This window comes from Hymenobacter lucidus (assembly GCF_020447265.1).
In the GTDB taxonomy this organism is placed as follows: Bacteria; Bacteroidota; Bacteroidia; order Cytophagales; family Hymenobacteraceae; genus Hymenobacter; species Hymenobacter lucidus.
The window spans coordinates 414,862-434,388 of the sequence record NZ_JAJADR010000001.1 but is presented as its reverse complement, the minus strand read 5'-3'; the positions used below and the strand labels follow the sequence as shown (position 1 = coordinate 434,388).

Here is a 19,527-nt window from a genome sequence, read left to right as displayed (position 1 = left end):
CAAAGCACTGGCCTCGCGCCGCACCGGGCAGCTGTAATGGCCGCGCCGTGCGTGGTATTGGCAAGCTGGCCGCCCTGCAAGCTAAGCAGCGGCGGCCAGTTTGCGCTACGGTTAGTCGGCTTTCTTGGCGACTTCCACGGTGCCTTTGATGTTGGCATCGGCCACCGCTTCCTTGGGCTTGTCGAAGGCACGGCCAATCAGCTCCTTCTGCTCCTTTACGTGCACCTTATTGTAGCCGGTAGCGGGCGAGGCCGAAGGCTTGCGGGCTACCACGTCTTCCAACTCGCGGCGCATAAAGCGCAGCAGGTAGTTCCAGTAGCCCATGTTTTCCGGCTCTTCCTGCACCCAGTACAGCTTGGCTTTGGGGTATTTGGCCAACTCAGCGTCGAGCTGCTTTTTAGGGAAGGGGTGCAGCTGCTCCAGGCGCACGATGGCCACGTCGGTGCGGCTCGAAGTGCGCTGCTCTTCCAACAAGTCGAAATAGACTTTGCCTGAGCACAGCAGCACGCGCTTCACCTTTTTGGCGTCGGCATACGTGTCGCCGAGCACCTCGCGGAACGAGCCGGAAGTAAACTCCTCCACCGGCGAGACGCACAACGGGTGACGCAGCATCGACTTGGGCGACATCACTACCAAGGGCTTGCGGAAACTCCAGGTTAGCTGCCGGCGCAGGGCGTGGAAGAAGTTGGCCGGCGTGGTCATGTTGGCCACAATGATGTTATGCTCGGCTGCCAGCTGCAAAAACCGCTCGGGACGGGCGTTGGAGTGCTCCGGGCCCTGGCCTTCGTAGCCGTGGGGCAGTTGTAGCACCACGCCGTTCATACGCTGCCACTTGCTTTCCGACGATACAATGAACTGGTCAATCATGGTCTGGGCGCCATTGGCGAAGTCGCCGAACTGAGCTTCCCAGATAACCAGGGCCGTAGGGTTGGCCATGGCGTAGCCGAATTCAAAGCCCAGCACCGCGTACTCGCTCAAGAGCGAATTGTAGATGCTCAGCTTCTCCTGGCCTTCGCCAATGTAGTTGAGCGAGTTGTAGGGCGCCGAGGTTTCGGCGTCGTGCAGCACCGCGTGGCGGTGCGAGAAGGTACCACGCTGTACATCCTGCCCGCTGACGCGCACGATGTGCTTTTCGGTCAGCAACGAGCCGTAGGCCAGCAACTCACCGGCGGCCCAGTTCAGCACGCGGGTATCGAAGAACATCTTTTTGCGCTCCTCAATCAGCTTTTCAATCTGCTTGAGCGGGCGGAAGCCTTCGGGCAGCGTGGTCAGGGCCTTGCCTACTTTGGCTACCACTTCCTCGCTAATACCAGTTTCGGGCGACTGGTCGAAGTCCTCGGGCTTGGAGCGGCGCAGGCTGCGCCACTCATTTTCTAGGGCCTGATAATTATACGGCAGCGGCTTCTGCTTCACCATATCCAGGCGGGCCTGCAGAGTTTCACGGAACTCCTTGTCCATCTGGGCGGCCAGCTCAGCATCTACGTCGCCGCGCTGCACCAGCGTCGCGTTGTACACTTCGCGCGGGTTTTGGTGCTTGCTGATGATGTTGTAGAGCGTGGGCTGGGTAAACTTGGGCTCATCCGACTCGTTGTGGCCGTGTCGGCGGTAGCACACCATATCAATGAAGATATCGGCGTGGAACTGCTGGCGGTACTCGGTAGCCAGGCGCACGGCAAATACCACGGCCTCAGGGTCGTCGCCATTCACGTGCAGCACCGGCGCATCGATAATCTTGGCCAGATCGGTGCTGTAGATAGACGAGCGGGCATCCTCAAAGTCGGTGGTGAAACCAACCTGGTTGTTAATCACGAAGTGAATGGTGCCGCCGGTTTTATAACCTTCCAGCTGCGACATCTGCGTCAGCTCGTAGCCGATGCCCTGGCCGGCTAGCGCCGCGTCGCCGTGAATCAGGATGGGCAGAATCTGGTGGTAGTCATTGCCGTACTGGTGTTCAATCTTGGCCCGCACGAAGCCTTCTACCACGGGGTTTACCGCTTCGAGGTGCGAGGGGTTGGGCGCCAGCTTCAGGTTTACTTTCTGACCGGCTTCGGTTTCTACCTCCGAGCTGTAGCCCATGTGGTATTTCACGTCGCCGTCGCCCATCGTCAAATCCGGTACGGCCGTGCCCTCAAATTCCGAGAATATCTGCTCGTAGGTCTTGCCCATTATGTTGGCCAGCACGTTCAGGCGGCCGCGGTGGGCCATGCCAATCATCACCTCGTGCACACCCAACTCGGAGGCCTTGTTGATGATGGCGTCGAGAGCCGGAATGGTGGTTTCGCCGCCTTCCAGTGAGAAGCGCTTCTGTCCCAGAAATTTGGTGTGCAGGAAGTTCTCAAAGACTACGGCCTCGTTGAGCTTCTTAAGAATGCGCTTTTTGTACTCCACGCCGGGGTTGAAGGCCAACGAATCTTTCTCCACCTTGGCCCGGAACCAGTCCAGAACCTGCGGGTCGCGGATATACATATACTCGAAGCCAATGCTGCGGGTATAAATCTTGTCCAGGGCGGCAATAATGTCGCGCAACTTGGCGCCGGTACCCAGGCCAATAGCTTCCCCATTCTTGAATGTGGTATCCAGATCAGCCTCGCCAAGGCCAAAATCAGCAATATCGAGGCGGGCCTTGCGGTCTTTCCGTTCCCGTACCGGATTGGTCTTGGCGCGCAGGTGGCCGCGGCTGCGGTAGGCGTGAATCAGGTTGCTGACCTGCGTTTCCTTGTCGGCCGACACAGTATCGACGGCCCGGATCTGGCCGGCGCTATCGGTAGAGGCCAAGGTGCTGAGCACACCCGAACCAACGACCTGGGTTTCGCCCTCGCCAGCGTACTGCTGCGAGAAGTCGAAACCTTCGAAGAATTTGCGCCAGCCGAAGTCTACCGACTCAGGGTCGGCCTGATAGGCTTTATAGAGCTGGTCGATGTAGTCGCCGTGGGCGTTGGCGATATAGGAGTAAGCGTCCATGTGGGCGAGGAGCTAAGTGAAGTGGCGTAAATGTATTACGCGCTGCGGTAAGGCGAAAACCTAAATTCGGTTACACGAATATGCCTCTTTTTCAAAAGCTTATTTTTGCAACCATTCTTTTCTTGTTTAGGTGCCGTCCAATCTATTCAAAATAAGGCGCAAAGCTTTCCTGTAGATTCGGAAAGCCTTGCACCTGAGCTTGCAAGCTATTTAGGCAAGGCCATTTTAAAAATACGGTATGGTTGATCCTGCTTGCCCACACCTTTGTTCCAGGTCGGGGTTTTGTGAATGGCCGAAGCCGTCACGTACATCGTGCCGTCAGCCGTGAAGGCAAACGTGTCGGGCCACTGCAGGCGGGCGTCCTGCACTACGGGCTCAATTTTGCCATCGGGGGTACGCCGCTTGATAGAATGGTCTTCGAAGGTGGTCATATACAAGTTGCCGGTCGCGTCGATTTCCATACCGTCGCAGGCGGGCACTTTGCCCAGATCCTCGATTTGCGCAGCCAGTTGCGCATCCACCAAGGCCGGGTTGCGGAGGGCCTCCGTTTTGATCCGGTAGAGCTTGTAGCTGGTCAGAGGTTTCCAATAGAGGTACTGCAGATCCTGGCTCAGAGCAATGCCGTCGGCGCTGAAACGGGCCCTTTTGCCGGTGGCGTCAATCATTTCGTGACCATCAGCTTTGATATTGAGCGTCGTGTCGCCCATCATCGACGGGTGTGTGGCCAGCAGCCGGCGCGCTTTACCCGATTTCAGATCCACGACCACCAAGCTACCCACTCCCGATTCGGTGATGTAGGCGTAGCTGTTCTGGGTGTCGATGCGCACGTCGTTGAGGTAAGACTTGCGCGGGGCCACACTTTCCGGGATGCTAATGTTTTGCACCACCGCATTTGTCTTGGGGTCAATTTTGACCAGCTTGGGGCCGCCGGGTACGGTGCCTTTCAGGCCGGGCGAGGCTGGGTCGAGCACCCAGAGCATACCGGTTTTATCGGCGTGCACGCTCTGGGGGCATATCCAGTGCTTCTGCGGCTCGTTTTTCACTGTTTCATTCCAGGTGCACCAGTTGGCATCGGGGTAGGGCTTCACAGAGCCGTCGGTACCGATTTCAGCAATAGGCGCTACCGGGTTATTGTCCCAGCGGGGAAAGTCGCCGAACACGCGGCCGTCGGGCAGCACGGCCACGCCCACAATCTGGGGCTCCCGAAACTCAGCCACTACCTGCAGCGGAGAATTGGCCGGCGCTTCCGTAGCAGCAGCGTCCGAATCAGTGGTAGCGGCGGCGTCCCGGGGCTTGTCGGGCGACGAGCAGGCGGCCAGTGTAGTGAGTAGCAGCGCCAAGCTGCAGGCGGGTAGATGCGGGGCCGCCGAGCGGGAGATGGAGGTAAACATAGCAGGCGTTTTGGTAGAGTAGAAAGAGCGACGCGGGTAGAAGCTGCGCCTTTTTCTTACGACTCCATTTCCGGCGGGTTCCTGATTTCTCCCGGGCGACGGCAGCTTTTTGCCAACAATGTATCCAAATGCCAGCATAATTATGTCTTTAGTAATATTTATTATAATTTTCGTCTATCTTTATCATCCCCCTCCGCAACTCATTTGCCCTGGCAGCAACTTTTTACCCCGCTAGGGAGTTAACCCCATCTTGCCCGCCCCTCACCGGGGCAACCCATACTCTTCGGGTCTGAAGAAGAGTCCACGAACCCAAACGTCATGTCTATTGCGCTAGTCCTACTTACTCTGCTGTTTCCCGCGCGGCCTATGTTCTCCGCAGCCCTCCCTTCTACCGTTGCCCATCTGAGCCCACGCACGGTGGCTTTCGTTTCTGCTCCGCTGGTAGTTAAGCGCTTACCCCGCCGCCTACCCACCTATACCGTTACGGCTACGATATACGAAGCCGATGCCCGGCAAACCGATTCCGAGCCCTTCGTTACGGCCGACAACTCCCGGATTCCCCGCCGGCATTCCAGCAAAATGCGGTGGATGGCCCTTTCCCGCGACCTGCTGAAGCGTTGGGGCGGCGACTTTGAATTCGGCGACTCAGTTCGGGTGACCGGTATTTCACCCAAGCTCGACGGCAACTACATCATTCACGACACAATGAACCGTCGGCACCGTCACTGCATGGATATTCTGGCGGCCAAGTCAGAACACCTCAACGAGATGTGGAAAAACGTGAAAATCAGCAAGATCGAGCCTGAGTGGCACGCCAGCTAGATTTCACCCTTTCCAACTCGTAACAGCAGTTTTATTTTCCTTTGCCCTACGTAGGCTGACCAGCTATTCCTGCCCACGTTTCCATCGTCCGGGGCTGACCATCAGCATCGTACAAATAGCTCAGCGGCTGCTGCGGGTCGCGCATAATTTCCGTAACCGGAATCTGCCAACGCTTCCACATTTCCTGCAACGACTGTGCGTAGCCCGAATTTTCCCACGGGTTGAAGATTTCGCGTGTCACATCGTCAATCAGCGTGTCGAATACCAAGTGCGTGTCGCCGGGCTGCACGGGGCGCGGGTAGTAGTCGGGCACCACATTCAGCAGGTAAGCGCCGTAGTACACGCGAGCTTTGAACTCGGCTACCTGAATCGGGTGCAGTGGCCGTTGTGCGTCGCGGTACACGCGGCCCATGGCCTGCCGCAGTAGGCCATTGTCGATCAGACAGCTCACCAGCACCGTTTCGTCCAGCTTAATGCTGAAGGTCATGGTGCTCAGGTCATCGTCGTATTCGAAGGGCATCGTGTCTTCCGGCGCAGCCGTTTCCAGGATGAAAATCGAGGCCGGCGTGAAATCCTCGTACTCGATAGGAATGCGGAGGGCTTGAAATACTTCGAAAAAACACTGCAGCTTGCGGAGTAGCTGGGTGTTCTCGGCCAATGGGTACAACGGTTTGGCCAGTGGGTCCAGTTCGTTGAGCAGCTCAAGCAGCATTACACCGTAGAACATCTTACCCAGCCACAGAAACAGGGTTTTCTCGTCGAGAGTCCTCAAGGCGGTAGGGCCGGCCTGCACGGCCGCCGCTACCGTGTGCTCCAGCGGCTCCACATGGTTGTGCTTGCAAGTTGGGCAGCACGGCATTCGCAAGTCTTTGTAGGCCAGCACGCTCTGATCGAGCAATTTGATCTGCAGCCCGGCCAGCTGGTAGCGGCTCAGCAGCCACTGGTCGAACACCAAGACCGAATCGGAGGCTTGGGGCGTAGGCGTGCCACACAGGAAGCAGTGCTGGGCAAAGCGCATGCCCGTGAATGGGTCGTAGAGCGTGAGGTCGGGCGGGGTAGCAGGCATAAGCGGCACAAAAGGAAATGAAGGCGCAAAAGTACGCCGCCCGAGGTCAGAATTCGGCACCAACACCGGCCGATGCCCCGGCAGCGTGCCTTAAAACCAAAAGCCTCCGCCAGTGTTTGGCGGAGGCTTTTGGTTGGGGAGCAATCCTGAACTAGCGGGAAAGCGAAGAACCCATTTTGATGAGCAGCTTGCCCAGGTGCGTAAGCGGGGCGCTGTAGTCGTCGGAGGTTTCGTCGGCTACCTTCACCGTCTCGGCCCCGAGCGTGGCCAGCGTTTCGGCAATGTCGTGGGCGGCGGTATCAGGAGTCCCGAGCTGCTCACGCAGGGTGGCTAGCTCTTGGATTATCTTGGCCAGACCGGGCCGCTCTGAGGCCCGCAGCACCTCTTCCCACCGCTCTATCTCGCCCAGGCCGCGCTGGTCGGCTTTTTCCGGCACGCCGTTGTTAAGCAGGGAAAGGGTATCATCGAGCAGCGCAGTATTTTGCTGGTCGGTTACGTCCAGCGGTACGGTAGGAGCTGGATTGTTTTGGGGCGTGGGCGCGGTTGAGTCCATGATTGGGGCGGAAAAAATCGAAAGAAGTTAGTTGCTATACTGCCTTACTTCAAGAAAAGTTAAGTCTCCAAAGCCCGCCTGCTTACGTACACACCGCCCGTATCTGCCAGCTCAACCATAATATACCACTTTCTCCCGTATGCTCCAGGTTTCCGTTCTGTCGCCCTTCACCGATACTGCCCGACAGGAGCAATTTGAGGCAGTTCGGGCCGCTTTAAGCGCCGAAATAGCCGGCCCTCCTACCCTGCTATTGGCCAATTGGCGGATGTCGGATGAAGAGGTGCTGGACGCGGTGGTGCTGCGCCCCCACCTGATTACGGTGCTGCTGCTTGAGCCCCGGGGCGGCCGGCTCACCATCCGCGACTTTGCCCATGCGGCCTGGCAGCTCGACGGCCGCCCCCTCATTGGCACCGCCGACGCCGACAATCCGTTTCAGCAGTTTATCCAGCAGAAAGCCGCGCTGAGTCGGTTGCTGACCAGCCACCTGGCGGCCGGACAGGCCAATCTAAATTTCATCACCGGGCTGCTGTTGTTTGGCGAGCCGGTGGCATTTGGGCCGGAAGTAGAGGAGCGGATGAGCGCCGTACCCGCCGCCAACACCTTTCAGCTGCTGGCCGACCCCAGCCGTTTTACGCGGCGCCTGGCCCAGCTGGCCACGCCCGAAATAGACCTGAGCGAAGCTGACCTGCAGCACCTCTTCACGGATCTGACCGCCAACCTGCCCGCGCCCGAAGTACCAACTGAAGCTGACGAGCCCGAACCGGAGCCGGTCGGGCCGAATCCTACTGTTGGTACCGCCAACGGTTTTTTCCAGCAGAAGGCAGCCCAGCTCTGGCGGTGGCTGGGGGCCGAAGACGTAGATGACCTCGACAGCGCCCCGTATGGCTACGCCGAAACCGCGCTGGCCGCCCGCAACCAGGAAAAGCGGGAGCTGGAACAGCGGCAGGCCACCATGCAGGCCGAGCTGGCCGCCCAGATCCGGGCTATGGAAACCCGTGAGGCCGAGCGGGAGAAAAGTATTGCGCAGCTACGCCAGCAGCTGGCCGCCGCCCCACCGGTGGCTCCCGAAGCCACTGTGCTGCAAGAGCGCCTCGCCGTAGAAAGTCGCGAAAAAGAAGCCTTGGATGCCGCTATTGCCGCGTCGCGGGCCGAATCGGAAGCACGTAACCGGGAGTTGGATGCCAAGATTCAGCAGCTGGAGGAGTTGATGCAGCGCCTCCAGCAAACTGCGGCCGGCGCACCGACGGAAACAAGAACAGCGCCGTTGGAAACGCCGCCCGCTGGCACGGCCACCACTACGGCGCTGGTGCTGCAGCGCCCGGTGGCTCGGTCCGGCTTCCGGCAGCTGCGGGCGTGGCGGCGCCGGTTGCCGCGCCTGGCAGCCTTGGGCACCGGCGTGTTGGCCGTGGCACTGGTCGTGGGCGGTGTGAGGTCCCTGATGGCCGGGCCGCCCACCCGCTTCGAGCAGAATGGCAAATGGGGCCTGCTGGAAGCCGATGGCGACACAGTGGTGCCGGCCCGCTATTCGGCCATCGGCGACTTTCACGACGACCGGGCAGTGGTGGAGCAAGGCGGCGCGTTTGGCTTTATCGATGAGGCGGGCCAGGAAATACTGCCGCCCACTTACGATGCGCTGAACCCCTACAGCGGCAGTTACGCCCGCGTGCGGGTCGGCGACACCTATACCTTCATCGACGAAGATGGGCAGGAATTCGACCACTATTACTACAACGCCCTGGACTTTGCGGAAGGCTACGCGGCTGTGCTCGACTACCGGGGCTGGTTTTATATCACCGGCCCCGAAGCGCCAGCTAAAACCCCAGCGCTGTTTCGGGAAGCCTACTCCTTCCACGACGGCCTGGCTCGTGTGCGGCTGACCGATGGGTACACCTTCATCAGCAAAAACTACCTGACTGACGCCGAACCCATTACCAAGCCATTCGGCCGCTACACCAATGCTACCGATTTCGTGGACGGCCGGGCCCAGGTGACGCAAAACGGCCGCACTTTTACTATCGACCGAGATGGTGACCCGATAGAGTAGAGCGGCCAGCGAGCTAGTCGTCGTGCTTGCGCTTCTTGCCTTTGCCGTGCTTTCCTTTCTTGTAGTGGCCCCAGCCCCGTTGCTTGCCGGGACCGAATAGCTGACGCAGATGCATACCGGCCGGCAGTGCCAGAACTGCCCCGGCGGCCTGGGAACGGGGCGCGGCAGCCAGCACCAGTTGCCCGCCCGCGCCGGTAGCTACGGCTACGCTGCTACCCGCCAGGTCGCAGCCTTTGCCTTCGGCCAGCTCGGTGCGGTGCCCGTCGCGCGCTACTACGAAACCGTCGCGGGTGATGATGCGGCCGTTGGGTAGGTGCGCGTCGCGGGTCATGGGGCGCTTCACACCGTTACGGATGACGTACATAGTACCATCCCGGCGCAAAAATCCGTCGTTAGCCGCCGCGCTTTGCCCCAGCGCGGGCACGGCCATTGCCAGGCTGCACAGCAGCAAGGCGCGAAAAACAAAAGCCGGAACCAACAAAACTACGGGAATATAAAGGTGAAGAGCTTGCGCTACGACTAATAGCCGGCCCGGGTTTTCGGGTAATTTCTGCCCCGCCGGCGGGTTACTTTTGACGAAGCATCGTATAAAAGCCAACCTAAAACTCTAATTCATTCCATCTTAGCCATGAAAATGTCGTTCAAAGCCCTGTTCGTTGCCGCTTCTTTCGCCCTGTTTGCTACCACTTCGTGCTCCGAGAAAACGCAGGACAACGCAGAAGCAACTGCTGAAAGCGCCGCTACCGACGCTGCCAATAACACTCAGGAGGCCGCCAATGGCGCTGCCGAGGCTACCAACAACGCCGCCGAAGAGGTGAAAGCCGATATGGCTCCCGAAAAAGGCGACACGGCCGTTGTAGTCAACAAAGAAGCCGACAAGCTGGTAGAGGAAACCAAGTAGTTTCTCCCCACTGCCTTTCTTCCACCGGGCCCGTGCTGCTACAGCACGGGCCCGGTGCTTTTTGTGGGCTACTACCTTATACCGGAGCCGTAGCCGACAGCTCCAGCAGCACGTCGTAGTAGGGCCGCGACACGGTACGCGACTTTAGCCAGGCGTAGAAGCTCATGGCGTGCAGATCTTCCCGCTCCAGAGGTAAAAAGTCGGGCAAGGCTTCCATGCGCTGCCGGAAGCCGGGCGTGGTGGGGGCCGCCGGATCGTCGATGATTTCGCGCACTAGCCCCAGGTAGCTTAGCACGTAGTGATAGTCGCCGCCCTCGTCGCCGAGCCGCTCGCGCAGGGCGCGCTCAATGGCCCGCAGCCGGTTCAGCGCCAGGTCGGAGTTACCCATTTCCAGCTGCACCAGCATTTCGCCCAGGCTTTTGTTGAAGACCCACTCCAGGCCCATCTGCTGCTCGCACCACCGGTCGGAGCGGCCGATGCCGATAAGTACCTGGTTGGTTTTGGCAAACTTGCCCTCGGCAAAATAGTGGAAGCCCAGGCCTAGGCGGGCCGTGAGCTGGTCGCGGGTGTTGAGCACCACGTCGCGCCCCTTGAGCACCTCTTCCAGCAGTTGAATACTCTCGGTGTTGCGCCGCAGAAAGGCATAGTTGGCCGCCAGCAGAAAGGTGTACTTGGGCACAAAATCGGCGTAATGGCCGCGTGGGCCGGCATACAGGGCCGCACGCAGCTGCTCTAGGTACGCAATAGACTCGGGGAAGCGGCGCGTACGGTAGAGGCCGTGCGCAATCATGTAGAGCAGGCTGAGCTGGTAGTAGCGGTGAGCTTGGGCAAAGCCGTGACGCTTTTCCATGAGCTTGTAGCACCGGATAACGAAGGGCGTAAAGGAAGCAAAGTCGCGGCGGGCCAGCATGGCGCTACGGGCAATGGCCATAAGCCGGTAGAGCAACGAGGGCCGCCGGGCAAAGGCTTCCTGCAAATCGTACTCGCGCAGCACTTCCTGCATAATGCCGTCGAACGACTCGCCGGCCCGGCCCCGCTGCCGGGCCTCGCGCAGGCGCTGCCGGATGAGGCTGTGGGCAATACCGGCCCGCTCCTCCTCGTCGGCGGCTTTCTTGTTGAGGTTGCGGCGGCGGATAATTTCGCTCAGGTCGTCGGCATACTCACTATCGGCCTGGGCTATTTGCAGGTTATAGATAGTGTTGAGCAGCTCGTACTGCTCGTTGGTCTGGGCCAGCTTTTCGGCTTTGCGTAGCGTGAGCCAAGCCATGCGGGGCACCCCGGCCTCAAACAGGTACTGAGCCAGCGTGAGCTGTCCGCGCACTGAGGAAGCCGCTGTGGGGTCTTGCTGGCGCTGGCGTAGCAGCAGAAAATCGGTAATATGGCGCATCAGCCGCTTGCGCAGGGCATAGTAGGCCACCGTATTGGGCTCCTCGGGGTAGAGGCGCGCTACCAGCTCTTCGGTGCTATATTCCTTTTGGTGCAGCAGCAGCTCATACAGGCGCGAATCCATGCGGCCCTTCTGCTTTTTGCGCTGGCGCTGAATGAAACGGCCGAAATCCTTGCGGTCTTCGGCGGAGAAAGTGGCGAGAGTAGTCCGTAAGTCATCCATGGTCGTGACTCAAGGTGCGGAGAATTCTTGAAAGTCTAAATACCTGGCCGCAAATTATCTAATAATCAGGCATATACCCCATTCGTTGCTACTAATAAAAAGTCCTGCCGCTCAGAAAGTTGGCTAGCAGCAGCCCGCGTCAATGCTGCATCTTTCGGATACAAAATTTCACTCTACTCCACACCGCAATGCGCCGTCTTCTACTCCTGCTTACCTGTTGCCTGCTGGCCCTCACTAGTTATGCCCAAGATACCCTTACCAAACAAAACGGGGAAGAGCTGCAAGTGAAAGTTCTGGAAATAACCCCTACTGAAATTCACTACAAGCGCTTCGATTACCAGGACGGCCCGCTGATTATCGTGCGCAAAACCGACGTCTTCATGATTCGCTACGCCAACGGGACCAAGGAGGTATTTGGGCCCGCATCGGGCACCCTGCCCAGTGGCAAAGTACCGGCCGCGCTGCCGCCCGGCCCGCTGGTACCCGGCGACGAAGAATCGGCTTACAACGACGTGCACCTAGGCGGGCCCCGCATTGGCTTCACGGTGCTTACGGGCGGCGTGGCGACCAAGGCCGACCGCGAATATGGCGTAAAGCCTTTTCTGACGCAGTTTGGCTGGCAATTTGAAACCCGGGTTTTCCGGCTGCCCAATGGCACCTCGGGCTTGGTAGAAATAGTACCGCTGATAGCCGGCCTGGAGCAGAACAAGTTTATTCCCAGCCTGAACGCACTGATTGGCATCCGGGGGCCGAAGGGCTTCGAGTTTGGCCTGGGTCCTAACCTGACACCGGTTAGCGCCGGCGTAGCCCTGGCTGTGGGCACCAGCTTCCGCTCCCACGGAGTCAACTTCCCAGTGAATTTTGCGGTAGTACCCGGCAATGGCGGGGCGCGACTTAGCTTGCTGCTTGGCTTTAATTCGCGTCGCAACTAGGTCACTACCATTTATTTATTCATTCTACCTTTCTACTCTGCCATGCGCTTTCTCTACCTGTTGCTGTTGTCCATCTGTCTGCTCCCGGGTGCGGCCCGTGCCCAGGCCCCGCACGACGTAATTCTGCACATTGATGGCCGTGAAGTCAATGCCCGGGTACTCGTCATCACGCCGGCGGATATCAGCTACTTACCGGTCGATACCGTTGCCTCCGATACGCTACACGTAGCCGCCAGTCAGGTTTTCCTGATTCGGTACGCCAATGGCACGAAGGAAGTAATTCAGCACGCCCCGGCGGCTCCCAGCCTTTCCGGCGCCGATGCCCGTAGCATGGGCATGCTGGATGCCCGGAAAAACTTCCGGGCGCCCGGCGCTTTCTGGGGCACTTTCGGCGCTACGGTGGCGTATGCGCCCGTTGGGCTAGTCGTCGGAACTGTTATTGCTGCCAGCCGCCCCAGCCCGGTCAATATCATCACCTCCGACCGGGCACTGCTGCAAAACCCTGACTACATGAGCGGTTACCGTCGGCAGGCGCAGCGGCAGAAGCTGGGCAAAGCCGCCGCCGGGTTCGGCACGGGCTTGGGTACCGTTTTGGTGGCTACTGCCATTATTCTAGTGTCTGTATTCAACTAAACAGGTTGCCGATTTTCGGGCCGGAATACAGGGGCGTTTACCTCCTATATGATTAATAATTTATTGAAATAATTCCAACTCCATGGTTGAGGTTGCGTATGACAAGTGACTGTTCTTTCTACCAAAACCCACAACCATGGACTTGAATAACAATAACATCGACGACAAAACCGAACTGCGGGCCCGCGGCAACTGGAACGAAATCAAGGGCAAAGCCAAGCAGGAATGGGGTAGCCTCACCGATGACGACCTAGACTACCAGGAAGGCAAGCAGGACGAATGGTTTGGCCGCCTGCAAGAAAAGACGGGGCACGCCATTGATGACCTGAAAAGCTGGTTTAACCGCCACTTGTAGACTACAGCAACACTATTCAAAAGCCTCGTATCAACACTCATTAGTTGGTACGGGGCTTTTTTGGGTATTGCCGATTATATATAGTAATTTCACAATTACAATCAGCACTAATCCGTTAGAGCGGGTTGGTACTACTGCGGTTCAGTATGTCGATTGCCCCGGAAGAAATACGCAAGCTTGGCAACGCGGAGTTGCTGCAGCTGCCCAAAACCGCCTTTTTCTGCTCCCGCAACTACCCAGCCAGCATCGAGCAGCCCACCTATCTATGGGCACTGGAGCAGCGGGCTGAGGGTCAGTGCATTTTGTCGGGCTTTCACTCGATGCTGGAGCAAACCGTGTTTCGCTACCTGTTGCAGGGTCCGCAGCAACCGGTTATTTATGCCCTTGGGCGCGGTATCCAGCACAACATCCGAATGGAGTACGGCCGGGAAATAGAAGCCGGCAACCTGCTGTTCATCACGCTTTTCGAGCCCGACGTAAAAACTGTAACCCAGGAAACGGCTGATATCCGCAACCTGCTCATTGCCGACCTGGCCGATCAGTTCTTCGTGCCCTACGTCACTCCCGGTGGCATCCTGGACCGGCTGCTGCAAAGTCCATCGGCCCAGGGCAAGCCGGTTTTTACGCTCGACCTACCCGAGAATCAGGCACTCCGCCAGCGCGGCGCGCTTTGCTTTCATCCCAGCGGTATACTGGGCCGGCACAGCCAGCACCTGTAAAAAGCAGGGCGGATGCACCTAAACCGTAGCAGGATCGTAAGCAGTAGCCTCACTGGTTTCTGCTCCCTACTACTATGACCTCGATTTCTTCCGTTCTTCCTAATGCTTCGCCCTCCCAGGGCATCCGTACGCTGGCCCGCTTTGGCTTTGCGGCCAAAGGAGTAGTATACCTCACGATGGGCATCCTGGCCCTATTGGCCGCTACCGGCATGCAAGGCGGCAAAACCGCCGACAAGCAGCAGGCCGTGCAAGCAATTCAGGATTTGCCAATGGGCCGGCTGCTGCTGGGACTAATTGCCTTCGGCCTGGCGGGCTACGTTATCTGGCGCTTTACCCAAGCCCTGCGCGACACTGAGAGCAAAGGCAATGGCGCCAAAGGCATTGCCCGGCGCATTGGCTACGCCGCCAGTGGGTTGTTCTACGTGGCCTTGGCCTTCTATGCGGGCAAGGCAGCCTGGCAAAACACCAGTGTCAGTAGTGCTGGTGGCGGCGGTGACACCAAGCAGTCAATGGTGGCCACACTGCTGGAGCAGTCGTATGGGCCCTGGCTGGTGGGCGCCATTGGGCTGATCATCATCGGCACGGGTATCTACCAGATATGGCGGGCATATTCGGGCAAGTTTGCCAAGCACGTGAATGCCAGCAGCCTGCCCGCCGAGCAGCAACAGATTGTGTACCGCACTGGTCAGATCGGCTACACGGCCCGTGGCATCGTAATGGCTATTATCGGCTACTTTTTCGTGCAGGCTGCCCGCCACTCCAACGCCGGAGAAGTAAACGACACCGAAGGCGCCTTCGACCTACTGGGCTCTATGGGTCCGGGCGTGTTAGGTGTAGTTGCCCTGGGCTTGGTAGCTTACGGCGTATATATGGTCGTACAGGCTAAATATCCTGTACTTAACGGAGTATAGAAATTTCTTTCTGCCAGTTACAAAAAAGGCCCGCTGCTCAACAGCGGGCCTTTCTTGTAACACTCCATGGGGCCAAGGCGAAGCTAATCGGCCACGTAGTCGCTTAGATATTGGTAGCGCTCCGTAAGCTGGCCGTTGCGGGTGATGGTAGCCCGCTCGATGACTTCGTCGGCATCGTCGCTGAGCAGGTGGGGAAACACGTTGTCGAGCAGTTGGCGGCCGAAGTCGCGGGAGGCATTGCGGGGCAGCTCGCAAGGAAGGTTGTCTACGGCCATTACCGTGATGTTGCCCTCCCGGGAGCAGGGCTCCTCCAGGCCGCCGGTCTGGGGGTTGTAGTCGAACAGCGGGTCCTGAATGCTGGTGCTGCGCTTGGTACAGGGAATGGACCCGTTCACGTCGCAGGTTACGTCGGCAATGGTGTTGATGCGAAAGTTGGGTTGCCGGGTTTGCTCCTCGGTGAAGAGCAGCGGGGCCGCCGGGTGCCAGTAGGCGCAGGCAATCAGCAGGTCGGTAACGGGCAGGTACTTGTCGAACGTGCTCTGGTAGAGCTGCGGGTTGCGGTGAAAATCGGGCGTATCCCACACCCGGCCATCAAGGCGGGCGTTGTAGTCGGAGCTGCGGAGCTGGGTGTATACGGGCTCGGCAAAATCGAGGTAGAGGTAGTCGTACACGCTCACCCGCCGAATTCCCATTCGGTCGAGCACCTCCAAAGCGCCCTGGGCTACGCGGCCCGAGCCGGTTACGGCAATCTTGATGGGCGGCAGCTTCTTGACCTTAAAAAATTCTTCCTGCATATCATCCATGTCCACGCACTGGTAGGCTGGCTTGAGCTTGTAGAGGTCGTGCTTGCGGCCGTAGGTCAGCAGCCCGTTGTAGGCCCCCACGATGCCGGCGTAGCGCCCAAAGGCCACTATTCGCTCCCCGTCGGCGTTGGTAAGCATCTCGTAGTCAATCAGGGTAATGTTCTTCTGCAGAATAGCCCGCAGCAGCTCCCGGTTGGCCGGTTGCTTTTTCACGGTGTGGGAGAAAAACAGGTAGGTTTTATTGGGAATCAGCTGGGCTACGGGCACTTCCTTCACGCCCATCAGGATGTCGCACCGGCTCATATCGGCACTGACCTCGATACCCAAGTCGCGGTATTCCTGGTCGGAGTAGCTACGGACGGGGCTTTCCTGTACCACCACGGTAAGGCCGGCAAAGGTGCTTTGGGCTTCCACGCATTTTTTGGGCGTGAGCGGCACGCGCTTATCGGGAATAGTTTTGCCTTCGCGAATGAGGCCGATAGTAATGGGAGGCATACGTTTAGGAGTGGGTGGGAACGGGTTGGGAAGGGCAAAGCTAGTTTTTTGGGGGAAGTATGCGTCCCCTACCAGCCAAATTCTCAGGTGCCGTGGCGTTTGTGCTGTTTTTTCATAAACCCATTGTAAACCGCGCGGGTGCCGGCTCTTTTCAGTGCTATTTTTTGTTAAAGCTGGCGCAAACAGCACAATTACCCTGTAGCTGGTAGCTGCTTTTACGCCCCGCAAAAAGCCGAAACTTTTGCCGGTTTCGGAGCTTACCCATAAAAGCTTTTCGCGCTACCTTTGCTTGGGCTCGTTGCCGGGCCTGCTCCCTTGCCACCCTCATCCATTCCCTTTATGATTCTGAAAACCAAGCCCGCCGACGTATTTATCGACCGTCACAACGGTCCGGATACCGAAGCCGTGGCCGCAATGCTCCGCACCATCGGGGTAGACTCGGTCGAGCAGCTCATCGACGAAACAGTGCCCGCCGCCATCCGGCTCAAGCGCGAGTTGAACCTGCCCGCTGCCCTCACGGAGCGGGCTTTTTTGGCGAAATTCAAAGGCATTGCCGGCAAGAACAAGCTGTTCAAAAACTACATCGGCCTAGGCTACCACGACACCCAGCTGCCGGGCGTAATTCAGCGCAACATCCTGGAGAATCCGGGCTGGTACACGGCCTATACGCCCTACCAGGCCGAAATTGCCCAGGGCCGCCTCGAAGCCCTCATCAATTACCAGACGATGGTAATTGACCTCACCGGCCTCGAAATTGCCAATGCCTCCCTGCTCGACGAAGGCACCGCGGCCGCCGAGACGATGCACATGTTCCACAGCCAGACTAAGAAGAAAAGCGCCACCCGCTACTTCGTCTCCGACCTGGTTTTGCCCCAGACCATCGACCTAGTGCGTACCCGCGCCACACCGCTCGGCATCGAGCTGGTAGTAGGTGACCACCGCACGGTAAACCTGAACGACGACTCGCTGTTTGGCGCTTTGCTACAGTACCCCGCCGCCGACGGCCAGATTTTCGACTACAAAGACTTCATCAGCAAGGCCCACGACCACGGCGTTTTCGTAACCGTAGCCGCCGATTTGATGGCCCTCACGCTGCTCACGCCTCCCGGTGAGCTGGGCGCCGACGCCTGTGTGGGCAACTCCCAGCGCTTTGGCGTGCCGATGGGCTATGGCGGCCCTCATGCCGGCTTCTTGGCTACCAAAGACGCCTTTAAGCGCGTCATTCCCGGTCGTATCATCGGCCAGAGCATCGACGCGGCCGGCAACAAGGCATACCGCATGGCCCTGCAAACCCGTGAGCAGCACATCCGCCGCGAAAAAGCTACCTCCAACATCTGCACCGCCCAGGTGCTCTTGAGCGTGCTGGCTGGTATGTACGCCGTCTACCACGGTCCGCAGCGCATCCGCCAGTTTGCGTCCAACATCCATGCCCTGACCCAGCTGCTGGAAAAGGAGCTGAAGGCCCTGGGCCTGGAGCAGGCCAATGAGTTCTACTTCGACACGCTCAACATCCAGCTGGAAAGCGCCGAGCTGAAGCAGGCCGTGAAGCGTGAAGCCGAAGCCGCTGGCATCAACTTCCGCTACTTCGGCGAGTCGAGCGTGGGCATTTCGCTGCACCAGAACACCGAAGCAGCTGATGTAGCCTTCATCGTGGCCGTGTTTGCCAAAGTGCTGGGCAAGCCGGCTACGGAGGCCGTGGAAATTCCGGAGGAAGTAGAGCTGACCTGGCCCAAGAATCTGGTGCGCACCTCGGAGTATCTGACGCACCCCATCTTCAACACGCACCACTCCGAGCACGAGATGCTGCGCTACATGAAGCAGCTGGAAAACAAGGATTTGAGCTTGGCTCACTCCATGATTCCGCTGGGCTCGTGCACGATGAAGCTCAATGCCACCGCCGAAATGATTCCGGTGACCTGGCCCGAAATCGGTGGCCTCCACCCTTTTGCTCCCCGGGAGCAGGCCCAGGGCTACCAGCAGATTTTCGAAGACCTGGAAGCCTGGCTCTGCGAAGTCACGCGCTTTGCCGCCGTCAGCCTGCAGCCCAACTCAGGTGCCCAGGGTGAGTACGCCGGTCTGCTCGTCATCCGGGCTTACCACGAAGGCAACGGCCAGGGCCACCGCAACATTGCTCTGATTCCGGCCTCGGCCCACGGCACCAACCCCGCCTCGGCCGTTATGGCCGGCATGCAGGTGGTAGTAGTGAAAAGCACTGAGGACGGCAACATCGACGTGGAAGACCTCAAGGCCAAAGCCGCCCAGCACGCCGACAACCTCTCGTGCCTGATGGTAACCTACCCCAGCACCCACGGCGTGTACGAGGAAACCATCATCGACATCTGCGCCACTATTCACCAGTACGGCGGCCGCGTGTACATGGACGGTGCCAACATGAATGCCCAAGTGGGCCTGACTTCGCCCGCTACCATCGGCGCCGACGTGTGCCACCTGAACCTGCACAAAACATTCTGCATCCCGCACGGCGGCGGCGGACCCGGCGTGGGGCCCATCGGCGTAGTGGCTGATTTGGCGCCCTACCTGCCCAGCCACGCGGTGGTGGAAGTGGGCCATGAAAAAGCTACCGGCGCCGTTTCGTCGGCGCCCTGGGGCTCGGCCAGCATTCTGCCCATTTCGTACGCCTACATTTCGATGATGGGTGGCGAAGGCCTGAAAGCAGCCACCGAAACGGCTATTCTGAACGCCAACTACATCAAGGCCCGCCTCGAAGAGCACTACCCCGTGCTCTATACCGGCGCCAACGGCCGCTGTGCCCACGAAATGATTCTGGAATGCCGCCACTTCAAAAAGGCCGGCATTGAGGTAGAGGACATTGCCAAGCGCCTGATGGACTACGGTTTCCACGCTCCTACGGTATCTTTCCCCGTGGCCGGCACGCTGATGATTGAGCCGACCGAGTCGGAAAGCAAGGAGGAACTGGACCGCTTCTGCGACGCCATGATTTCGATCCGGAAGGAAATTGCCGACGTGGAATCGGGAAAGGCCGATGCCAAGGACAATGTGCTGAAGCACGCACCTCACACGGCTGCCACAGTGCTTACCCACGAGTGGACGCGCCCCTACACCCGTGAGCAGGCCGTGTACCCGCTGGAATACGTGCGCGCCGCCAAGTTCTGGCCCACCGTTAGCCGCATCGACTCGGCCTACGGCGACCGGAACCTGATCTGCTCCTGCACTCCGTTGGAAGAGTATGCCGACGCTGAGGAGAAGCTGGTGGAAACTGACAAAGGTCCGTCGTATTAGACCTGAGAAGTGAGCGTCTAGAACCCCCGCGCTTAAAAACACAAAAGGCCGATTCGCAATGAATCGGCCTT

The 19,527-nt window shown here is 58.9% G+C and carries 16 protein-coding genes; 9 read left to right on the top strand and 7 right to left on the bottom strand.

Features of this window, described 5'->3' with window-relative positions:
* Positions 1-111: 111 nt before the first annotated feature.
* Together LGH74_RS01845 and LGH74_RS01840 are read right to left on the bottom strand one after the other, a co-directional pair.
* A complete protein-coding gene (locus tag LGH74_RS01845) occupies positions 112-2,961 on the bottom strand; it encodes a 2-oxoglutarate dehydrogenase E1 component (protein ID WP_226171002.1) in 2,850 nt (949 codons plus the stop codon).
* Positions 2,962-3,167: 206 nt separating this feature from the next.
* A complete protein-coding gene (locus LGH74_RS01840; RefSeq protein WP_226170999.1) occupies positions 3,168-4,352 on the bottom strand; it encodes a major royal jelly family protein in 1,185 nt (394 codons plus the stop codon).
* A gap of 366 nt (positions 4,353-4,718) precedes the next feature.
* On the opposite strand from LGH74_RS01840, the gene LGH74_RS01835 reads away from it, so the two are divergent.
* Positions 4,719-5,174 (top strand): RlpA-like double-psi beta-barrel domain-containing protein, encoded by a 456-nt coding sequence (locus LGH74_RS01835; protein ID WP_226170996.1) that lies wholly within the window; start codon positions 4,719-4,721, stop codon positions 5,172-5,174.
* A 46-nt stretch (positions 5,175-5,220) separates the two neighbouring features.
* Here LGH74_RS01835 and LGH74_RS01830 read toward each other — a convergent pair whose 3' ends face one another.
* Positions 5,221-6,240, bottom strand: a complete 1,020-nt coding sequence (locus LGH74_RS01830; RefSeq protein ID WP_226170994.1) for a hypothetical protein — start codon at positions 6,238-6,240, stop codon at positions 5,221-5,223.
* A 151-nt stretch (positions 6,241-6,391) separates the two neighbouring features.
* Positions 6,392-6,793 carry a hypothetical protein gene (locus LGH74_RS01825; protein ID WP_226170992.1) on the bottom strand — a complete coding sequence of 134 codons (402 nt, stop codon included), beginning with the start codon at positions 6,791-6,793 and terminating at the stop codon, positions 6,392-6,394.
* Positions 6,794-6,932: 139 nt separating this feature from the next.
* On the opposite strand from LGH74_RS01825, the gene LGH74_RS01820 reads away from it, so the two are divergent.
* A complete protein-coding gene (locus LGH74_RS01820; protein ID WP_226170990.1) occupies positions 6,933-8,837 on the top strand; it encodes a WG repeat-containing protein in 1,905 nt (634 codons plus the stop codon).
* A gap of 13 nt (positions 8,838-8,850) precedes the next feature.
* Here the strand turns inward: LGH74_RS01820 and LGH74_RS01815 are convergent, their stop codons facing one another.
* Positions 8,851-9,318, bottom strand: coding sequence for a DUF6799 domain-containing protein (locus LGH74_RS01815; protein WP_226170988.1), 468 nt, complete (start codon positions 9,316-9,318; stop codon positions 8,851-8,853).
* A 147-nt stretch (positions 9,319-9,465) separates the two neighbouring features.
* Between LGH74_RS01815 and LGH74_RS01810 the strand changes: the two genes are divergently transcribed.
* Positions 9,466-9,738: a hypothetical protein gene (locus tag LGH74_RS01810; protein ID WP_226170986.1), complete on the top strand. Its 273-nt coding sequence runs from the start codon at positions 9,466-9,468 to the stop codon at positions 9,736-9,738.
* 76 nt (positions 9,739-9,814) lie between these two features.
* Here the strand turns inward: LGH74_RS01810 and LGH74_RS01805 are convergent, their stop codons facing one another.
* Positions 9,815-11,347, bottom strand: coding sequence for a hypothetical protein (locus LGH74_RS01805; protein ID WP_226170984.1), 1,533 nt, complete (start codon positions 11,345-11,347; stop codon positions 9,815-9,817).
* Between the two features lie 188 nt (positions 11,348-11,535).
* Here LGH74_RS01805 and LGH74_RS01800 point away from each other — a divergent pair, with 188 nt between their 5' ends.
* The 5 genes from LGH74_RS01800 (at position 11,536) to LGH74_RS01780 (ending at position 14,897) form a co-directional block, all read left to right on the top strand.
* Positions 11,536-12,279 carry a hypothetical protein gene (locus tag LGH74_RS01800; RefSeq protein WP_226170981.1) on the top strand — a complete coding sequence of 248 codons (744 nt, stop codon included), beginning with the start codon at positions 11,536-11,538 and terminating at the stop codon, positions 12,277-12,279.
* Between the two features lie 42 nt (positions 12,280-12,321).
* Complete coding sequence (locus LGH74_RS01795; RefSeq protein WP_226170978.1) at positions 12,322-12,912, top strand: hypothetical protein; 591 nt, start codon at positions 12,322-12,324, stop codon at positions 12,910-12,912.
* Between the two features lie 136 nt (positions 12,913-13,048).
* Complete coding sequence (locus LGH74_RS01790; RefSeq protein ID WP_226170976.1) at positions 13,049-13,267, top strand: CsbD family protein; 219 nt, start codon at positions 13,049-13,051, stop codon at positions 13,265-13,267.
* Positions 13,268-13,413: 146 nt separating this feature from the next.
* A complete protein-coding gene (locus LGH74_RS01785; RefSeq protein ID WP_226170974.1) occupies positions 13,414-13,986 on the top strand; it encodes a hypothetical protein in 573 nt (190 codons plus the stop codon).
* A 74-nt stretch (positions 13,987-14,060) separates the two neighbouring features.
* Positions 14,061-14,897 (top strand): DUF1206 domain-containing protein, encoded by an 837-nt coding sequence (locus LGH74_RS01780; protein ID WP_226170972.1) that lies wholly within the window; start codon positions 14,061-14,063, stop codon positions 14,895-14,897.
* Positions 14,898-14,980: 83 nt separating this feature from the next.
* On the opposite strand, the gene LGH74_RS01775 is transcribed toward LGH74_RS01780, so the two are convergent.
* Complete coding sequence (locus tag LGH74_RS01775) at positions 14,981-16,195, bottom strand: NAD(P)-dependent oxidoreductase (RefSeq protein ID WP_226170970.1); 1,215 nt, start codon at positions 16,193-16,195, stop codon at positions 14,981-14,983.
* Between the two features lie 339 nt (positions 16,196-16,534).
* Between LGH74_RS01775 and gcvP the strand changes: the two genes are divergently transcribed.
* Complete coding sequence (gene gcvP, locus LGH74_RS01770; protein ID WP_226170968.1) at positions 16,535-19,456, top strand: aminomethyl-transferring glycine dehydrogenase; 2,922 nt, start codon at positions 16,535-16,537, stop codon at positions 19,454-19,456.
* Positions 19,457-19,527: the final 71 nt, after the last annotated feature.

What these genes read in the sequence shown, in the direction of transcription:
- LGH74_RS01845 (WP_226171002.1), bottom strand. Translation starts at nt 2,961, where the DNA reads ATGGACGCTTACTCCTATATCGCCAACGCCCACGGCGACTACATCGAC.
- LGH74_RS01840 (WP_226170999.1), bottom strand. Translation starts at nt 4,352, where the DNA reads ATGTTTACCTCCATCTCCCGCTCGGCGGCCCCGCATCTACCCGCCTGC.
- LGH74_RS01835 (WP_226170996.1), top strand. Translation starts at nt 4,719, where the DNA reads ATGTTCTCCGCAGCCCTCCCTTCTACCGTTGCCCATCTGAGCCCACGC.
- LGH74_RS01830 (WP_226170994.1), bottom strand. Translation starts at nt 6,240, where the DNA reads ATGCCTGCTACCCCGCCCGACCTCACGCTCTACGACCCATTCACGGGC.
- LGH74_RS01825 (WP_226170992.1), bottom strand. Translation starts at nt 6,793, where the DNA reads ATGGACTCAACCGCGCCCACGCCCCAAAACAATCCAGCTCCTACCGTA.
- LGH74_RS01820 (WP_226170990.1), top strand. Translation starts at nt 6,933, where the DNA reads ATGCTCCAGGTTTCCGTTCTGTCGCCCTTCACCGATACTGCCCGACAG.
- LGH74_RS01810 (WP_226170986.1), top strand. Translation starts at nt 9,466, where the DNA reads ATGAAAATGTCGTTCAAAGCCCTGTTCGTTGCCGCTTCTTTCGCCCTG.
- LGH74_RS01805 (WP_226170984.1), bottom strand. Translation starts at nt 11,347, where the DNA reads ATGGATGACTTACGGACTACTCTCGCCACTTTCTCCGCCGAAGACCGC.
- LGH74_RS01800 (WP_226170981.1), top strand. Translation starts at nt 11,536, where the DNA reads ATGCGCCGTCTTCTACTCCTGCTTACCTGTTGCCTGCTGGCCCTCACT.
- LGH74_RS01795 (WP_226170978.1), top strand. Translation starts at nt 12,322, where the DNA reads ATGCGCTTTCTCTACCTGTTGCTGTTGTCCATCTGTCTGCTCCCGGGT.
- LGH74_RS01790 (WP_226170976.1), top strand. Translation starts at nt 13,049, where the DNA reads ATGGACTTGAATAACAATAACATCGACGACAAAACCGAACTGCGGGCC.
- LGH74_RS01785 (WP_226170974.1), top strand. Translation starts at nt 13,414, where the DNA reads ATGTCGATTGCCCCGGAAGAAATACGCAAGCTTGGCAACGCGGAGTTG.
- LGH74_RS01780 (WP_226170972.1), top strand. Translation starts at nt 14,061, where the DNA reads ATGACCTCGATTTCTTCCGTTCTTCCTAATGCTTCGCCCTCCCAGGGC.
- LGH74_RS01775 (WP_226170970.1), bottom strand. Translation starts at nt 16,195, where the DNA reads ATGCCTCCCATTACTATCGGCCTCATTCGCGAAGGCAAAACTATTCCC.
- gcvP (WP_226170968.1), top strand. Translation starts at nt 16,535, where the DNA reads ATGATTCTGAAAACCAAGCCCGCCGACGTATTTATCGACCGTCACAAC.